The sequence below is a fragment of the Nostoc sp. genome, assembly GCF_036917675.1.
In the GTDB taxonomy this organism is placed as follows: domain Bacteria; phylum Cyanobacteriota; class Cyanobacteriia; order Cyanobacteriales; family Nostocaceae; genus Nostoc.
Genome location: NZ_JBALCT010000024.1, coordinates 12,769 through 29,529 on the forward strand (window position 1 = coordinate 12,769; position 16,761 = coordinate 29,529).

The 16,761-nt window shown below is 39.6% G+C and carries 15 protein-coding genes; 4 read left to right on the plus strand and 11 right to left on the minus strand.

The genetic code is table 11. The annotated features are described in order from the left end of the window. Positions 1–50: 50 nt before the first annotated feature. Positions 51–731, plus strand: a complete 681-nt coding sequence (gene plsY, locus V7K31_RS08880; RefSeq protein WP_335093859.1) for a glycerol-3-phosphate 1-O-acyltransferase PlsY — start codon at positions 51–53, stop codon at positions 729–731. Between the two features lie 119 nt (positions 732–850). On the opposite strand, the gene V7K31_RS08885 is transcribed toward plsY, so the two are convergent. The 7 genes from V7K31_RS08885 to V7K31_RS08915 form a co-directional block, all read right to left on the minus strand. After that, positions 851–1,111 (minus strand): hypothetical protein, encoded by a 261-nt coding sequence (locus tag V7K31_RS08885; protein ID WP_335093936.1) that lies wholly within the window; start codon positions 1,109–1,111, stop codon positions 851–853. Between the two features lie 60 nt (positions 1,112–1,171). Then, on the minus strand, positions 1,172–1,411 hold the full coding sequence (locus V7K31_RS08890) for a hypothetical protein (RefSeq protein WP_335093861.1): 240 nt from the start codon (positions 1,409–1,411) through the stop codon (positions 1,172–1,174). Between the two features lie 590 nt (positions 1,412–2,001). Further along, positions 2,002–2,574, minus strand: coding sequence for a hypothetical protein (locus V7K31_RS08895; RefSeq protein ID WP_335093862.1), 573 nt, complete (start codon positions 2,572–2,574; stop codon positions 2,002–2,004). Positions 2,575–2,693: 119 nt separating this feature from the next. Beyond that, positions 2,694–4,322 carry a hypothetical protein gene (locus V7K31_RS08900; protein WP_335093864.1) on the minus strand — a complete coding sequence of 543 codons (1,629 nt, stop codon included), beginning with the start codon at positions 4,320–4,322 and terminating at the stop codon, positions 2,694–2,696. Then, a complete protein-coding gene (locus tag V7K31_RS08905; RefSeq protein WP_335093865.1) occupies positions 4,319–5,023 on the minus strand; it encodes a hypothetical protein in 705 nt (234 codons plus the stop codon). Before V7K31_RS08905 ends, V7K31_RS08900 begins: the two co-directional genes overlap by 4 nt. A gap of 50 nt (positions 5,024–5,073) precedes the next feature. Beyond that, positions 5,074–5,898 carry a hypothetical protein gene (locus V7K31_RS08910; protein WP_335093866.1) on the minus strand — a complete coding sequence of 275 codons (825 nt, stop codon included), beginning with the start codon at positions 5,896–5,898 and terminating at the stop codon, positions 5,074–5,076. Positions 5,899–6,012: 114 nt separating this feature from the next. Next, positions 6,013–7,062, minus strand: a complete 1,050-nt coding sequence (locus V7K31_RS08915; RefSeq protein WP_335093867.1) for a hypothetical protein — start codon at positions 7,060–7,062, stop codon at positions 6,013–6,015. A gap of 189 nt (positions 7,063–7,251) precedes the next feature. Between V7K31_RS08915 and V7K31_RS08920 the strand changes: the two genes are divergently transcribed. Next, positions 7,252–7,419 (plus strand): hypothetical protein, encoded by a 168-nt coding sequence (locus V7K31_RS08920; RefSeq protein WP_335093868.1) that lies wholly within the window; start codon positions 7,252–7,254, stop codon positions 7,417–7,419. Between the two features lie 165 nt (positions 7,420–7,584). Here V7K31_RS08920 and V7K31_RS08925 read toward each other — a convergent pair whose 3' ends face one another. The 4 genes from V7K31_RS08925 to V7K31_RS08940 all read right to left on the minus strand — a co-directional run bounded on the left by V7K31_RS08925 (position 7,585) and on the right by V7K31_RS08940 (position 12,245). Continuing rightward, positions 7,585–8,427 (minus strand): hypothetical protein, encoded by an 843-nt coding sequence (locus tag V7K31_RS08925; protein WP_335093870.1) that lies wholly within the window; start codon positions 8,425–8,427, stop codon positions 7,585–7,587. A gap of 110 nt (positions 8,428–8,537) precedes the next feature. Beyond that, positions 8,538–11,285, minus strand: coding sequence for a hypothetical protein (locus V7K31_RS08930; protein ID WP_335093871.1), 2,748 nt, complete (start codon positions 11,283–11,285; stop codon positions 8,538–8,540). After that, positions 11,239–11,610: a hypothetical protein gene (locus V7K31_RS08935; RefSeq protein ID WP_335093872.1), complete on the minus strand. Its 372-nt coding sequence runs from the start codon at positions 11,608–11,610 to the stop codon at positions 11,239–11,241. The genes V7K31_RS08930 and V7K31_RS08935 overlap by 47 nt, the downstream gene beginning before the upstream one ends. A gap of 14 nt (positions 11,611–11,624) precedes the next feature. Next, a complete protein-coding gene (locus V7K31_RS08940) occupies positions 11,625–12,245 on the minus strand; it encodes a hypothetical protein (protein ID WP_335093874.1) in 621 nt (206 codons plus the stop codon). A gap of 1,579 nt (positions 12,246–13,824) precedes the next feature. Between V7K31_RS08940 and V7K31_RS08945 the strand changes: the two genes are divergently transcribed. Beyond that, entirely contained in the window at positions 13,825–14,865 is a 1,041-nt protein-coding gene (locus V7K31_RS08945) for a substrate-binding domain-containing protein (RefSeq protein ID WP_335093875.1), read from the plus strand. A 1,399-nt stretch (positions 14,866–16,264) separates the two neighbouring features. Continuing rightward, positions 16,265–16,693 carry a hypothetical protein gene (locus V7K31_RS08950; protein WP_335093876.1) on the plus strand — a complete coding sequence of 143 codons (429 nt, stop codon included), beginning with the start codon at positions 16,265–16,267 and terminating at the stop codon, positions 16,691–16,693. Positions 16,694–16,761: the final 68 nt, after the last annotated feature.

Sequence of the window (16,761 nt, forward strand, 5' to 3'; positions counted from 1 at the left end):
CAAGAGTAATACCTCTTGACTTTTTTAAATTTTGAATTTTGAATTGTATTATGGCTATTTGGTTAACTCTGTGCGTCACAATTGTGGTCATAGCTTACCTGCTGGGTTCTTTTCCCACTGGGTATATTGCTGTGAAGCAGTTAAAAGGTATTGATATTCGAGAAGTTGGTTCAGGTTCCACTGGCGCAACTAATGTACTAAGAACCTTGGGGAAAGGGCCAGGAGCATTAGTTTTAGTACTAGATTCCTTAAAGGGAGTATTAGCGATCGCTCTAGTTTACTGGTTGTTCAACTTTGCCTCTACTCAAAATTATATCCCCCCAGTGGTAAATGCAAATCTATGGCAACCGTGGATAGTAACTTTAGTTGGGTTAGCTGCCATCCTGGGACATAGTAAATCTATTTTTTTGGGCTTTACTGGTGGTAAATCTGTTGCTATCAGCTTGGGGATTTTGTTAGCAATGAGTTGGCAAGTAGGCTTAGCAACAGCAGGTGTGTTTGCCGTCGTTGTGGCGATATCGCGGATTATCTCTTTGAGTTCAATTGCAGGTGCGATCGCAGTTTCCATTTTCATGGTACTTTTGCATCAACCGTTACCCTATATTCTGTTTGGGATTGCCGGTGGATTATATGTGATTTTGCGCCATCGCACTAATATTGAACGACTGCTTGCGGGAACGGAGCCAAAAATTGGGCAAAATTTAGCGACAGAACCAAAACAAACCGCATAATTGACCAACCGCAAATAGATATATTTTTTGCCCTTGTGCTTCAGTCGGAGCTAGGCTTACGAACGATTTTAAGGCACGTCAATGAACTAAGAATCTCAGTCGCTTCAGCGCTGAGAGTGTCAAGAACGAACCTTACCTTTAATTAAACGGTGGAAAAGGCGGCAAGGCCACAAAAAAGCTCCACAGATACTTACTGAGGCGATGGCGGCTAGAACTCGCCAACTCGAACTAAGCCCACTGGCAGACTCTGAAGGATGAGCTTGTGTACTTTTAGCTAATTCTGGCACTGAATGAGATAGTTGACTAGCTGTACTCACCCCTTCAATCGCTGCTCCAATTAGATAAGCTATTAGGGCAATTACTAGCCAGTGATTCCTAATATTCAACTGTTTGAACTCTGAGCGTATGCTTGGCAGTGAGCAATTATTTGATTTATCGTACTAATGATTGCCGCCTTGCCCGAAGGATAATCGACCTTCAGCTGTATCGCGAATCAGGGGCAGTTTAGATTTTATATAAGTATTGAGGGTGCTATCTGCCTGGGCATCAAGCCCCTGTTTAACTTTTAACTGCTGAAAAAGCAATTGTACTAAAGCAGCATCGTCAAACTGAAGCAGGGTGCTGACCTGGGTAGACTCGATTACAGCCCAGAGCTGTTGCATCATTTTGGCACTGACCATGAGTCTGTAACCTCTTAAGCTTTTCTTTATATTTACACGAATTTAAAATTTGTGGTTACTTTTTATCTGAAGATTTATAAAGATGTCGTATATAGGACTCATATTTGATTTTTGAAATACACGTAGTGGCGTGGCAAGGCTAAAATAGTGCATTACAAATCTTGGAAATATTGAGATTTTAGAAACATAACTAAATTTTTCTATTGCATCAATTTAGCCTTGACACGCTAGTAGGGTGCGTTAGCCTTTGGCGTAACGCACCACATCAGATTTTAGGTGCCGTACTCTCGGCGATAACACAACGCCAGTTGCTACAACCGAGGGAACCTCCCTTCGGGTTCGGGGGTTCGCAATCGACGCCAAGCGCCAAGACTGCGACCCCCTCACCGCAACGCACTGGCTCCCCTACATATAGTTAGATTTTTTCACGCAATCGAATCGGATTGCGATATAAATTGAATACTCACTATTTCAGCTAACTTTGAGCATTATTAATAATTGACAAAAATCATTTTGTCTTAATCTCTCACGAATGAACATTTCCTAAGAAGAAAATCAGGATTTCGGCTATTGTTTGCGTAAGTCCTGGTTTATTGTGAAACTCTCGCGCAAGCTCCTTCCTGACCCGAAGGATCGGGGAAAATTGCTAAAGTATGATATTCAGGGTTATCTGTTCCATATAGCACTCGAAAAGTATACAACTTATTTTTACCTTCTCCTTCGGTAACAACAGTTAAAAGTGTATTGCTAGTAGGAGGAAGTCCAGGAATGTCCAGTTTTTTAATTCGTCTGAGTTGAATTACATTCGCTGCGGAGTTTTTACAATCTCCTGAACTACTATTAGCTTCTTGACCAAATTGCATACATACCGGCCCATCAAAATCTATAGTTACCTGTGATGGATCGTTTAACCAAACTTTTTTAATTACTTCCCCAGCCGGAATAAAGCTTAAGTTTGTTCCTTCTTGATACCAAATTTTGACAGTAGGTATTAGTCCCCCTAAACCCTGTGCTTGGCAGGAAAATATGGAACGCAGAACGGCGTTATTAGCTACAGCACGGCCTACTAACAAGAACATAGCAACCGAGAAAGTTAAGGAAGCTATAGGTAGGAAATAAGAATTCTTTGAGATATTTCCTAACAATTTAGGATTATTTTTCATGATAGCGAATGGGTAGATTGGTAGATTGAACAAAGGGAGATGGAAAAGAGGGAAAGAAAACTAATTAACCAATTACCATTACCCAATCCAAAATCTAAAATTAGTATAAATCCTACCTCCTAAAACTGAGTTGGTTGATTAGCGTATATTTCAACATTTGTGCCTGCTGGCAAAAACCAAACATTAGTTTGTTGTGACATTTGGGCGATGGCCTGTTGATTACGTTGGGCAATTTGGGGTACTACAGAGTTCAAACCACCTTCCAGAACCCCAGCTGCCAGGTTGCGTCTGTTCTCAGTGATAGTAGTAAGGCCAGTGCTGGTGCTGGTGTTGGTGTTGTTGTTGTTGTTGTTGGTGTTGTTGTTGGTTGACTCGCCATCGATGGTGCCATTGGAAGATGATATAGTATATGGCACGAGTTTGGTATCAGGACGATTTACTAACTCTGCTGCTTTACCAAGACCTCCCAAAATGAATAGTCCTGCATCCATCGATGCTATGGACGAACTTGAACTGGGAAATTTATTTGCGATTAAAGGTTTACCTTGGGTAGCGCGAAGAATAATTGCATTGTTTGATAAGCTTTGTTCTGTGAGGTTGCCATCATTAGAGTGCGAGATAACTTTAACTACGTTCATCTGCAAAAGACCTTGTTCGGAAAGGGAACGAATTTCAGCTAGAAATTCGGTGTTTGCAGGTACAGCGATCGCACCATCCGTAGATTTTAGCGGTTCTGTCAATCGGATCACAAATACGTTTTTCGCTTCCCCTTCTTCATTACCACCGCTTGATTTAGTAGTACTTTCCCCAAATATCGCTGTCGCTAACACAGCTTTAGCACTATTCCCAACTGGTACGGTTTTCTGTCCCTGCGGTTGCGCTTGGCTCACGGCAGGAGGAGGAGTGGTTTGGTTAGGATTGGGGTTTGGTGTCTGTTGCTGCGGCTGCGGATTGTTTGGAAGTTCAGGAGCAGATGCGATCGGTTGATTGGTAGCATTTACTTGACCATAGCTACCTAACTTTGCTAATCTTTTCCACTCGTCAAGTGGGCTTGGTGGAGATGGGGGAGTTATATTGGCTACCGGTTGAGTGTTTAGTACCGGGGGTGATAGCAAAGGTTGAGCAGCAGCTACGGGAGCAACGCGCTCAACTGTCACTGTCCGAGGTACGTAAACTGTTGGTGCAGGTGTTGGGATCACTTTCTCTCGATCTCTGGAAGAAACTGGCGGTTTTTGTAAGAGTACTGTCGGCGTTGATTTGGCAATTCTGAGCTGTTGTTGGGCAGCTTTTACCAACTGTGCTTGTTCAGTCAGAGCTAATTTCGTTTTCAGAGTATCTACTTCACCTACTAGCTGTTGAGAGCTAGTAGGTGAAATAGGCTGCGCGAGCGCTTCTGGAGAAACAATATTTTTTGGCTTTTGACTGCTGGTAGTCATCAACTTGGACAAAAACACACCACCTACCAAAACTATCACTAAGGTAGCGGCTCCTACCAAGGCTAACTTTGCAAAGGGATTAGATGAGAAGGGTTGCTTAGTCTGAACTTCTTGTGGTTGAGAAAGAAACTCTTGCGCCGTTACAGACTCTTCTGATCCTTGGGTATCGGTAGAAGATTCTTGTTCAAAGCCGACTAACCTTGACATCTGTGATTCCCAATTTAAAGATTCTACTTCTGGTTGGTGATCGTCAGTGGTTAGAGTAAATCCATTTTGGGCAGGCGTTTCGGTAGGAATTGAGTATCGAGTCATGGTAAAGTTTTGTTTGGATTTACAGAACAATTTTGATCTTCGATTTCACATATATTATAAATTTCTAGTCTGGCTTCACCAAGGCGGTAAGCTGCGAAATGCAACGGTAGTGCTGCATTTGGTAGTGAAGTTGCTGGCTGTTCTATTGCTTTAACTAAAATTTGTTTATTAAAGGAAACTGATTTTCCCAACTTATCATAACTACTAAAAACTAATTGATTGGCAAACATCTCCACTTTCCACTTTCCATTGTCTATTTCTGTAGGTTGAGAAATTTTTTCGATTACTAATACATTCTCTGCTCCTCTATTAACATTTTCAAATTGGCTATCTGGACTTAAGTTAGTAATTTTTGACTTAAGTTTTTGTTTAAAATCATCAGCTACCAGTTGGGAAGTAATTTCCCAGACTTGTGTTGGCGGCTGTTGTTGTGACCAGGTAAGCATTAAGCTCATAGTTTCACCCACAAAGCGGCGAATAGCCTCTGGCTGTCGCTCTAAATTTGGTTGGGGGTCTACGGTTATAGTCCGACCATCAACAAGTTGCACTAAACTTTGAGGTGTTAGTTGCCTACTTAACTGTTGTAACATAGACCCGTTAAATATTAGTAAAAGCAGGGTAAATAGATGTAAACCAAATGTTCCTACTACCAACAGTGGTAATGGGCTATTTTTCCTATTTTCTGGTTTGAGTAGTTGCATTAATAATTGATTATATAAATTGAACTATGAGTAAGTGAAATAGAAATCGATTATCTGATAAAACTATCAGATGTTTGTCCAGAGCCGCACTGCTTTAATTTATCTTCATTCAGGTTGTTGTAGCCATCTAGCAAACATAAGTTACGAATTTCATAAATTTCTAATCTATCAGCGCGGACACTATAAATTGCTTTTTGCAGGTCTGTGCCATTGTCGGTTTGTGGATTCCCGAAATAATCTGCTGCACGTACAAGGAAATCTTTGTTAAAAGGAGTTATGAGTTTTGCACCACCAACTCGGTTTTTTTGAATTAAGTCGGCTACCATACCCACTCGCCACTTACCTGGTGCAATTTGTTTTGGCGGATAAACCCGCTTAATAACTAATTGTGATGTCATAATTTGGTTGGGATTTTCAGAGAAAACTTCTGGTGGTGTCATTTCTGCAACTGTGCTTAAGAAACCTTTGCGAAAGTCTTCTGATAACGCAAAACTAGCTACCCAGCTGGTGGTACTAATCTTTTGGCTACTCCCTTGAGATGTTTGAATAAGAATTCCTAAATCTGATTTTGGGTTTGCAACTTCTTCGATAGTTTGTGGTGGTAAGGTTCCAGACCAGCTAAACATTGATATCATCGTTTTGCTGATGAATTGGCGAATTGCTTCTGGTTGTCTTGCTAAATCATCAATGTTACCTACTGGTTTACCATCGATTAATTGCACAAAGTTGGGAGGTTTTCTCAGACTGAGTTGGCGAATATTTATCCCTTGGAATAAGAATAAAAGTAAAACTAATATATGTAAACTGAAGCTAGCGATCGCAAAAATTGTTAAGACACTTCCCGTTCTTTGTCTTTTTTCCAGTAAACGCACCATTTCCTGATCTCCTTCTCAAAAAAAACCTCAGCTACTATATATGATGTTTTGCATATAGTCACTAATTACAACACTTGCCAAAATTGGGTTTATTCATTTTTAATTTGGAATTTGCTATATCCTTTCCTTGACTAAAGAAGCCGTATTGCTGATAGCACTGAAGACTGCAAAACCGCCAGCAGCAGCCACAACTAACGATAAAATTGGTGCTAAAATTCCCAGAAAAATTATGAACCACATTAAGTCTGGATCAACATTAACATCTTGACCTGGCCCATTCACAATAACTGCGGCAGTCAGCACAGCAATAATATTGAATGAAATCTTGGCGATTCCAATAGATAAAAATCCGGTCAGCCATGCAAAAATTGGTTTACCAGCTACAGGCAGTAAAGACCCACCTACAGCCAGAGGACCTAAAGCCGCTATCAGCAACATAGTCGCTTCTATCAAATTCTGGAAGGCATATTGTAAGGAAACTAAAAAGTTTTTGATGCTTGTTTGGACTGTAGAACCTAACAAAGAATTAAATGAGCTTTCGGATACAATCCCAGTGCCATATCTGATATTGTCTACCTTAGTTTGTAGTCTAATTATCCAGCTTTTGTTTCCGTATGTATCTCTATATTTCTGCCATAGAGTGTTGACTTTTTCCGCAGCTTTGACAAAGCATTGACTTTGTTGTTCGCCAGTAAGCGACTGGCAAGGACGCAGGAAAGAACCAGCTACTTCTTCGGCAACACTCATATTCAGTGCTTGTTGGTATATTTTATTTGCATCTGCTGTTACCAATACTTGCTGATTCACAGTGTTTAGAAAATTCCGCACTCCTAGTGTCAGATTAGAAAGTATACTTCCATTGCCTGAATTATTTAAGAGGATCACCACAATAAAAGGCCAAATCAAAGCTGATATGGGACGGGTATATTCGTATGATATTAAGTCTTTGAGGAATTGTATCATAAAAAATAACAGGGTTCCTACCGCAAAAAAAATACCCAGATTGGTTAGCGCTCCATACAAGTTATTACTGGTATTATTTTGCAATAAATCCAGCCATTGTTTGTCCCAACCGGCGGCAATACTTCGGGAAGTTGCGGCACCATTATCGACAATCTGATCAATGCCTACTTGGGCAAAAATTAGTTGAATAGCAAGTTGCATTTTGAGTTTATGGGCTGTTTTTTTAGATTTCGTAGTGTGCGTTACATTCCTAACGCACCATCCCAGATGCTTTCGGTGCGTTACGCTGTCGCTAAGGCACCCTATAAAACTGTTTTTTAGACTTCCTGTTGGTTTGTAAGAGATTTACAACAGATAAATTATCCAATGTTGTGGGGTGGGGAGGATTCGATGGTTCCTGAGCCGGCGTTGCCGACTGAGCGCTCACGCCGAAGTCTTGTCCGCCTTTGGCTATGGGCGCTCGTGTCGCCCACCCCAGAAGAAGTAGTTGAGTATTTTTTATCGAAACAGAATTCAGGAGTCAGAATTCAGAATGAATTCTGTACGACTGGCGGATGAATAAATGGGTTTAAGACCCCACCAAATTCAAAATTTGGTGGTCTTCAATCAGTCGCGGGTCTGAATCCCCAACTGATTGATTCTGACTCCTAAATTCTGACTTCTGAATTCTTCTTCAATTGTAAGTCCCTAAAAAGTTTAAGGATTTTAAAAATTGTCTAAATCTTATTTCTCAACTTTTCTGCCAAATAAATCTAGTTGAGAAGTAGCTCGTAAAAGTCGCGCCGCTTCTGTAGATGTTTCTACTCTCCGAGCGCGATTCGCCTCTTCTGCCTGTTGAGAAATATTTGCTAAATTTAAATTAGAATATTGTAAAGACTGATTCATCTGTATTGTCTGAGCAAATGTTTCACCGACAATTTCTGATTGTGCCTGTTGAATCTTAATACTTTGCAATTGAGTAGCACCAATTAATTGTGATAAAGCCGAAATAGCACCGGTAGTTGCAACATCTCCAGCAGTAGCAACTGCATTAGCAGCAGCTTTAGGAATTAAACTGCCAACTTTATCAATAAATCCTTTGCTCCCTACCTCCGCCTCGTCGCTAATATCGGCAATACTTTTTAGTGTGTTTTCAGTATTTTCTAACTTTGCTTTTGTCCGAATTTGTCCATTTTCACCAAGAATACTTGCCGCCGATCCACGGGTAATTACACGATTGAGTTCATTACTAACTAAATTTCCCCGTACTGCTGAATTATTTTCAAAGCGGCTTGATTTAGAGTCTGAACTAGAAGAGTAGAGAATCAAATTATCACGAACCTTTTGTCCCGCAACAACAGGGTTAGGTATATTCAATTCTCCCTTGGCACCACTCAGAGCATTTTGACTCTGTACTTCTAGAGGCTTTAAGTTATCGCTGAGATTATATTGAAGGTAGTTTTGCAAATCTGTGGAATATGATTGAAAATCAGTCCAAACTTGGCCTAATCCCGTCTGAACTTGTGCCATCGCTGGTAGGATTGCTAGGGATAGTAACGTCAGAGTCAAAATGGTAGTTTTTTGCATACATTTGTGGGTGGAAAAGGTAGACGAAATTAAGTAGTGAGTCAGAAATTTAACTTTTTAACTATGATTTATAACTTTTTGAATCACTGTTAACTACTGACATAACCCAATTAACTACTACGTAAAGTAGCCACTAACTGACGTGCAAATGCAGAAATGGCTTCATATTTATTGCTATGAATTTGCATCATTTTGCTACGTGCAGTTTGTTCAGAGGGATTATTTGCAACTGCCGCCAATTGTTCGTAACCTGGATAGTAACGGCAGAATGTATAAATACCGTTATCATCTAGCAGCCATTGGCTATAAACGCCTTCTTTGCGGGGAAAAAAGCTTTCTGAGGCATTACGAGAAATAACTTGGCGGGGATATTTCAAGATGTCTGCAAAACTATCCACTGCAACTGGCTGAATCCGTCCAATCAATCGTGTTGTCAAGTTTTGTAAAATTTTAGATGCAGCTTTAGACTTAGCAATGGTATCAGGATCTTGTCCTGATAAAATGACTCTGATACCAGCTTTAGCGCCGTTAGCACAAATTCTGCCAACTAAGTCGGAAATTTGCTCGAATTCAAATAGAATTGGTGCTTCGTCGATAAAGAATATAGAAGCTGGACTGCTGAGTGCGCGTCGTAGTGCGGCTGAATAGGCACTCAAGGATAGTACGGCTGCATCTTCATTATCTGATAGGTTTCTAAGCGCAAAAACTAAAAGTTGTGCATCGGTGGGAAAGCTGGATGGTGCAGAAATAGCTTGTCCCACACGACTAGAAAGCCAAAACCGCAAGCGCAGCTGAATTTGACTGAGGGCATCTTCGACTCTGCCACTTAAAGAATCTAGCTGCAAGTGTTCTGGGGAACAGAAATAGAGAAAATCTTTTAAGGTAGGGGTTTTCTGCCAAGCCTGAGTGCCAAATCCTCCTGCCATCGCCTGTATATATCGTTGTTTTATACCCTCATCAACAAAGAAAGCTTCTAATGCTAAGTTGAGCAGCGATCGCACGGTTTGCGATAAAATTTGACTTTCAGTGGATGATCCTAAAACCATTGTCATTAAAGCTGATTCTAGGAAGGCGGTATAATCGAGAAAGCGATCGCGCTGTTGTTCTGGATCTAGCGATCGTAAATCTGGCTGTTCAAATAAGTTATTCGATTGTTTGGAGATATCAAAATACGCTCCATTCCCCTCCATAAACTCTGTATAGTCAGTAAAAGTAGATGTCCCATCAGGTTTGGGGAAATCTAACGCCACTACAGGAATGCCATGCGCCAAAGCCTGAGTTAAAATCCCTGATACCAACACCGATTTACCAGCACGAGTTGTGGCAAACAAAGCTAAATTTTTGTGTTGAGTAAATAAATCTAAATGTACGGGTGTTCCGCCTTCTTCAGCAATCAACTCAAAGCCTTGTTTATCACCTCTTTTAGTTAAAACTAAAGGCATTAATCCGGGAACTTCACTTGTTAAATATAGCTGGCGACGGTTGAAGGGTGTTGCTAATAAACCTTCCCAAACTATCGGCAGAGTTTGCAGCCAAATTTTCCAGGCATACTCAGTTTCTCTAATTACTCTTGCTGGACGTTGAAAACAGTTTTCAATATATCTTGTCGCCTCATCTAATTTCTCTACAGTTGGACGATGCACCAAAATTACGACACTCGTATAAATCGGAACTGCACCTTCAAATAATTGTTCTTGGGCTGCTACCGATTTCTTCAACTTTAATTGAGCATTGACATCAATAGTTTTACTTTTTTCTTGAGCCATAATTGTGGTCATGTTTGACTGCTTCAGCACTCGTTGCAGAGTAGTTTTCACCATTGCTGGATTTGCGGCAGTCAACTCACAAAAAATCTCTGTATCTACTACTCTTTCTCTGGCCAACAGTTCCCATAAATAGCGCAGTTGGGTAGATTTATTTGACCAACCTCCGGGTTTTTCGAGAAATGACAGTGCGCCAATATAACGGTTGTTAACATTAACCCAACGGCGATCGGCACAAGGTATGCTAGATTCCATCAGTAAAGTTGTGCCGTGGATATTGTCTATAAGCAATTTAGTACTAGCTAAATCGGAATTAACTTGCTCGTGCAGTCCTTGTTCATCTAAAGTCATTAACTGGGGAATATCTATTGGATCTGTATCATTAAACCTTCTCCAGATTTCCTCCCAGAGTTCGTCAGCTTTCAAAGGCTTGACGTCTAATCCCATTTGGTTAGATAAAATTTGTTCCCAACGGAGAAAACCTTGTTTGTAAGCATTTGTAATCAGGGTTTCAATGCGTTGGTTTTCTACTTCTGATAGTTCACCTTTGAATTTCAACCACCATGATTCAGCTCTGACTAAAAGCTTCTCTATCCAATCATCCCCACTTTTGGAGTTGGATTCAATGGTGTAAGTGACATAAATCCGCAAAAATTTTGGCTTCCGAACACCAGAAATAGTCAGTTCTTTGACTCTAGCTCTTTCCGCCATCAGCAAATATTTGATATCTCGTGATGGCGTATTTCTGATTAGTGATGCTAATTCTTGTTGGCGCTCTTTGTCTGAACTAAAAGATCCCAAATGCAGTGTGATTCTTTCACCGCTAGGGATATCTTTCAATCCGGCTTCAATGTTATTAAAAAGTGTATCGATTTGTTCGGGTCTTAAAGTGGTATGAATTCCCTTACAGTCAAAACCAAAAACAAAGCAGAATCGATCTTTTTGAGTACCTTTTGTCAAAAGGTAAGCGCCAATATCACGTCCATTCATGGCGACACGTAACATTGTCGCCAAATGCAAGGCATCTTCAAATGGTGTTAATCTACTTTCATTTCCGGCGACGCTGACGCTTTGTTTTCCGATTTTTTGCTTCATGGTTAACTACGAGTAAGCTTTGATAACGAGCAAAGCCTCTTGTCCAAGCGGGAACGCCAATAAATTTACTTAAAAAACTCCAACTCCTACCACCAGTTAAAATCCACCAAGTTCCGATTCCCCAACCAGTCATTAGTACTGTCCACAACCATTTTTGAAACTCTTCTTGGAAAATACCACCAAAAATCCCATTGATAATAAAGTATGAGGCTAAGGCGATTACCGTCCAAGGAAGAATTTGATCGGCAGGGATTGGTCCTAATGAAGGTTGGCTTCCCAGAACCTGATTAACTGGACGAAATTCTTGTTCCCGCTCTTGAGACATTTGAAATATCTGAATTATTTACTGCTATCGCCAATTACAAAGCGTGTGAGTACATCAGCAATGGTAACAGCAACAACCACTAATAGGGGAGTTCTGGCAATGCTTTGCCAATCTTCATCTTTACGCACTGCGTTAATCACACCAACCAGAGAAATTGCAATATAGAGTAAGTAAATTGCCCGCAACACGTTAAAAATCAAGCTTACTGGTGTGTCGCTACCACCAGCATTTGTTCCTGAACCACTTTGTAAGGTTCTTTTGAAAAACTTTTCAGCTTCCCCAAAAAACTGTGCTTGTGCGGGGGCTGCAAAACAGTCTAACCAATATAAACTCAGAACGATCGCTGCTGCTAAAATTTGTAATAGTATTAGCGATCGCCTTGGTAAATTCACCTGCTCCCCAATTTGCTGGGTGATGACTGTAATTAAACTACCAACTAGTAAACAAAAGAGCAGGATAGGACTTTTTAGGCTGATAACGCTTACAAGTACAGCACAAGCAATCAAAAAAGGTACAGATTCAACCAGAATAATCAGGCCAGATTTCAGTCCCAGTCTTAAGTTATGAAATCCTTTGACTGCACTACCAGTTAAAGCTTTGAAAAAGTTTCTCTGGTGAGAACTTTGTCTAGACATTTGCTAATTTTCCTATGGCGTACTATGAGTGTTGGTTGTCTAAAATTTTACAGTTATTTATAACTTAACATGATTGAACATTCATTTTTAATCAAATTATGAAGTTTGCAGTAAGGTCTTACATTGTATATAAATTTTTATTAAGCTAAGTTAATAAAATATTAAGTTTGGTTTAACAAGGTAAGTATGCGTGGTTTGAGAAACTAGGTTTCGAGCTTGAAAGCAGAACTGCTACAGTCCTCCTAAACTTTTTCTATCCCGGCGCTTTTGCTTCAATTAGAGGTTGGAGAATCCGGTAGAAACGCGAGACAATACTTGGGAGCATAGTTACAAGTTCTATAGAAAACATTTTATTCCTCCAACTAACCCTTTTGTAAGGTTTTATCCTTACCTTGCGTACTATAACGTATTACATGGATTGTTACAACTTTGGTGAAGTTGTAACGCAGTGGCTACAGTATCCCATCTGCAAAGGACTTTGGGAATACTTTTGCAGATTATGTTAGCACTACTATTTACATACGCGTTAATCAGTCTACCGTCGATAGCACTAAATACACCACGCTTTATCCTTTTGCCTAAATATTCTGAATGTTTATAAATTGGTTAATTGTCAAAAAAAATACTATAAATTACCCGTTGACATAAAACACAAAATATGTGATTTATGTTTATGGTATTATAGTTAGATTTTCAGCTATTTTTTTTGCGATACTTGGTTGTGTTACGCCTACGCAACTAATAAAAGGATGATTGATAAAATCCTGAAACAACGCATTTTCTTTGATACACACACTGGTTAATTTGTAAACTGCCTAAACTCTATTAAATACTTATTAAAACCTCTAAAAAAAAGCTTAATAAGTGAAACTGTATGTAAGCGAAATTTTTAGATTTTACTCTGGCGAATTAATAAAAAAGCGCTACAAAAACTACTTTTAAAACATCTTTCAACTCCAGAAATATATTTCAGTTTTTTAACCATTTCATAACGTAATCATGACTTCAGCTTTACCTTAAGATTATACTGTTGATTTCGTTGGCAAATTTTAACAGCTATTAGCTATAGCAGTCCTAAGATTCGTGAGAATCCTGACTTTCTTTACTTTGCGTCTTAGCGGTAGCCTGTGGCATACTGCTGTGCGTTTACATTCAAGAAAGTGATTTTCATAATTCCGATAAAATTACCATCCCAAATAAGTAAGTGGGTAAAATTAAACATGGCTTTTTAAAAGAGTATAAGAGACTGAGAATGGTAATTGAACCATGATCCATAGTACCTAGTAACTACTCTTTTATCCTAAAGCCACTGAGATTTATACAAACTTACTTTGCGAATGTAGAGTTTTTAACTAGCAAATAATCATGTCATAGGGTGGATGAGCAATAGTTTAACGCCCTCTACATCTTGAAAAATTTGCCTTTAATTTATCTACATTTTTTAGAGCTTTGTGAAAACTTTGGATATATTAATAACCTTTTTTATTAATGCCAATTATTTGTGCATATAGAAGGTTATTTATAATCGCTAGTTTGACACTTGATTTGGATTTGATATGGTGTTGAACCGGAAATTAATTTGAAGGAGCTTTACATGGCTTTTAATCGCGATCGTAAATTGACCCATTTGGCAAGTTCAGTTTCTCTATTTGCCATGACAATTGGTTTAGTAGCAGGTCAATCTGCTACTCTTATATCTCTAGCTGCGACCTCTGTAGGTAATGGTGCAGGTGCAACTACTGTAAATGCTTTATTTGCAGGTCTAAAATCGAAGTTCGCATTCACATATACTGCAAGTGGTAGTGGCGCAGGGTTAAAAGCTTTTTTCGCTCAAACCCCACCAGCTGGTACTCCTAGCCCAATCACTTTTGCAGATAGTGACGACCCCGTAGCAGGAACAGAAAAAGTTACTGGCGGTCGTGGTTACGTCCAAGTGCCTCTGGTAGGTGTCGGAATCACATTAGCTTTTAACACTAGTGGTCTTACTGTACCAGCAGGACTTAAGCTTTCACGAGCTAGTTACTGTGGTATTTTGAACGGTAGCATCACAAATTGGAATGATAAAAGCATTAGTGCAGATAACGGTGGCCAAATAGCACTCAATGTACCCATCAAAGTTGTACGTCGTGCTGACTCAAGTGGTAGCACTTTTATTTTAAGCAGTCATCTCAATACTGTATGTAAGGCTCCAGGTGTTCCAGCAGCTAATGTATGGAATAGAGGAGCGGGTACAACTGTTAGTTGGCCAAGTACTTTCATTGGTGCTACTGGTGGCGGAGGTGTAGCCACTGCGATCGCAAGTAATAAAGGTGCAATTGGTTATGTGGATAATGCTACCCGTTTAACTAAAAAGCTACCTGCTGCACTCTTACTTAACAAGGCAGGTAAGTATATTGCTGTCTCACCAGCTTCAATTACAGCGGCTATTAAAGATGGGACTGTTGTAACATACGGTACTAAGCTGACTAGAATTGATAATCTGACCGATCCCAAGAGTGCAAGTGCTTATCCCATTTCCGGAGCAACTTATTTCTTGTATTACTCAGACTTAGACTTTAAAGGGTTCATTACAGCTGCAAAAGCTTTAGCTCCATCTCTCGGATATGGTTCTGTTCCGTAGGTTTAGAAATTGACCTAGCAGCCTATTAGAGAATTCATCTGTTAATTTTGTTGGCAAACTTTAACAGCTATTAGCTATAGCAGTCCTAAAAGATTCGTGAAATCCTGACTTTCTTTACTTTGCGCCTTAGCAGTAGCTTGTGGCATACTGCTAAGGTTATTTATAATCGCCAGTTTGACACTTGATTTAGATTTGATATGCAGGGTAAGCGCATCTCAAATGGCATCGACAAAACATTTAATGTGTCAACCATAGAATAAAGATTTATGGTTCGGTTGATTTCTACAGGCTAATAGCAATTGCCTCTTAATTTTTAGAAAATATAAGGCAATAAATGGGTATAAATAAATATCAGAGAGTTTATGATTGCGATCGCTTTTAGGCATTCCCAGATTGTACGAGATGAAGCGTTCGTCAGGTTTGGGGATTGCTTCGCTTGCAATCACACTTTATTTGACGTTTAATTCCACCCGGCACCGGGCTACTTCTTGAAACTACTATTTGCTTCGTGAAAATAAGTTGTCTTAAAACTACATAAATAGTAACTTATTTTAATAATAGCAACCAGTTTTTTGTGCTTATAATAAATTTATTTTGTTGAAATATGGGGTTTTTAATTAAGCTAATAATTGAGATTTTGTCCGATTTTAAATAACCTTAGGATAGGCAGTGCCTATAAGCTAAAAAGAAGCGTTTGAGTAAATGGTGCCCACCCTACTTTATGAGATGATGCGATCGCAATCAGTATTCATAGCAGTTCTCAGTTGAGTGAGGTACAAAAACCCCACCCCCAACCCCCTAAGAGCAAGCGAGCAGGGGACTATAATGTACCTCACATGATTAAGAAACGCTATATCCTCTCTGGATAATTACGCTCGGTAAAAATTAGAACTACTTAACACTTATAAGATTTACTTATCTAAATTTCATAATTGAATACAACTTACTGTTCTTGGTGATAGAATATCTATCGGTCGGAATAGTTAAAAAAAGTTCAACCGTCAGCTATGTTATAGTTACGTAGTTGAGAAATATTTTCGGTCATGTAACTGACTATGATAGACGCCTCTCCGAATCTAAATCTCTACACTCTTTGATTTTGAAGGTGTTTTATGTCAGTTTATATTGCTAATCTACCCAATCAGGCCCAATAAAGTTGAAGATAATGACCTAGAACAGGTGTTCTGAAAGTATGGATTAAGTCTCAAAGTTAATAGAGCTAAGACCTTTAGAGATGAGACTCTTCAGCACTCAAAAACTTGAAATTTTTAGTGAGCAGAACTGTATTGGAATACCTCGCATAAAACTGAATACATCTCACTGTCAAAAAACGTGCCAATAAGAATGGACAGTAAAGTGTCTCGCAAAACCAGACAACATACGGATAGTAGTTGAACTTATGCCAACGGATATAATTAACCGTCCTGAATCCCTCACAGAAGATTGTTTCTTTACTTACGCCCTTGGGACTGATTTGCATGATACTAATTCGACAGCCAAATATTTACGCCGAATCAGAAAAGAAGATAAACCATATATTGACATAGCTGTTTCTCCCCGGCCGGGCTATCGGTTTGAGGTTTGCCTTATTCCTGTTGAAGGGTTCGCTCAAGAAACAATATTGACAAAAGATGGGTTCGCCAAAGCGTTAGCGATAATTTGTGCTGTATCTAATAAAGCTAGGAAGCGTTTCCCTTCAGGAAATGGACAAGAGATTGTCCGATGTCAATTTAGCAACTTAGCTGATGCTGTCGCTGTAGCGAACAGACTGTCTGCATTGCCCTCTAATATGTATGAAACTATCGCCAAGCTACCAAATGCCTTGTGAGATCGCGTCCCCTTGAAGATTTATTATTAGGACTGACGCGAAGGTATTTTAATGGTAAGTAGACGGAC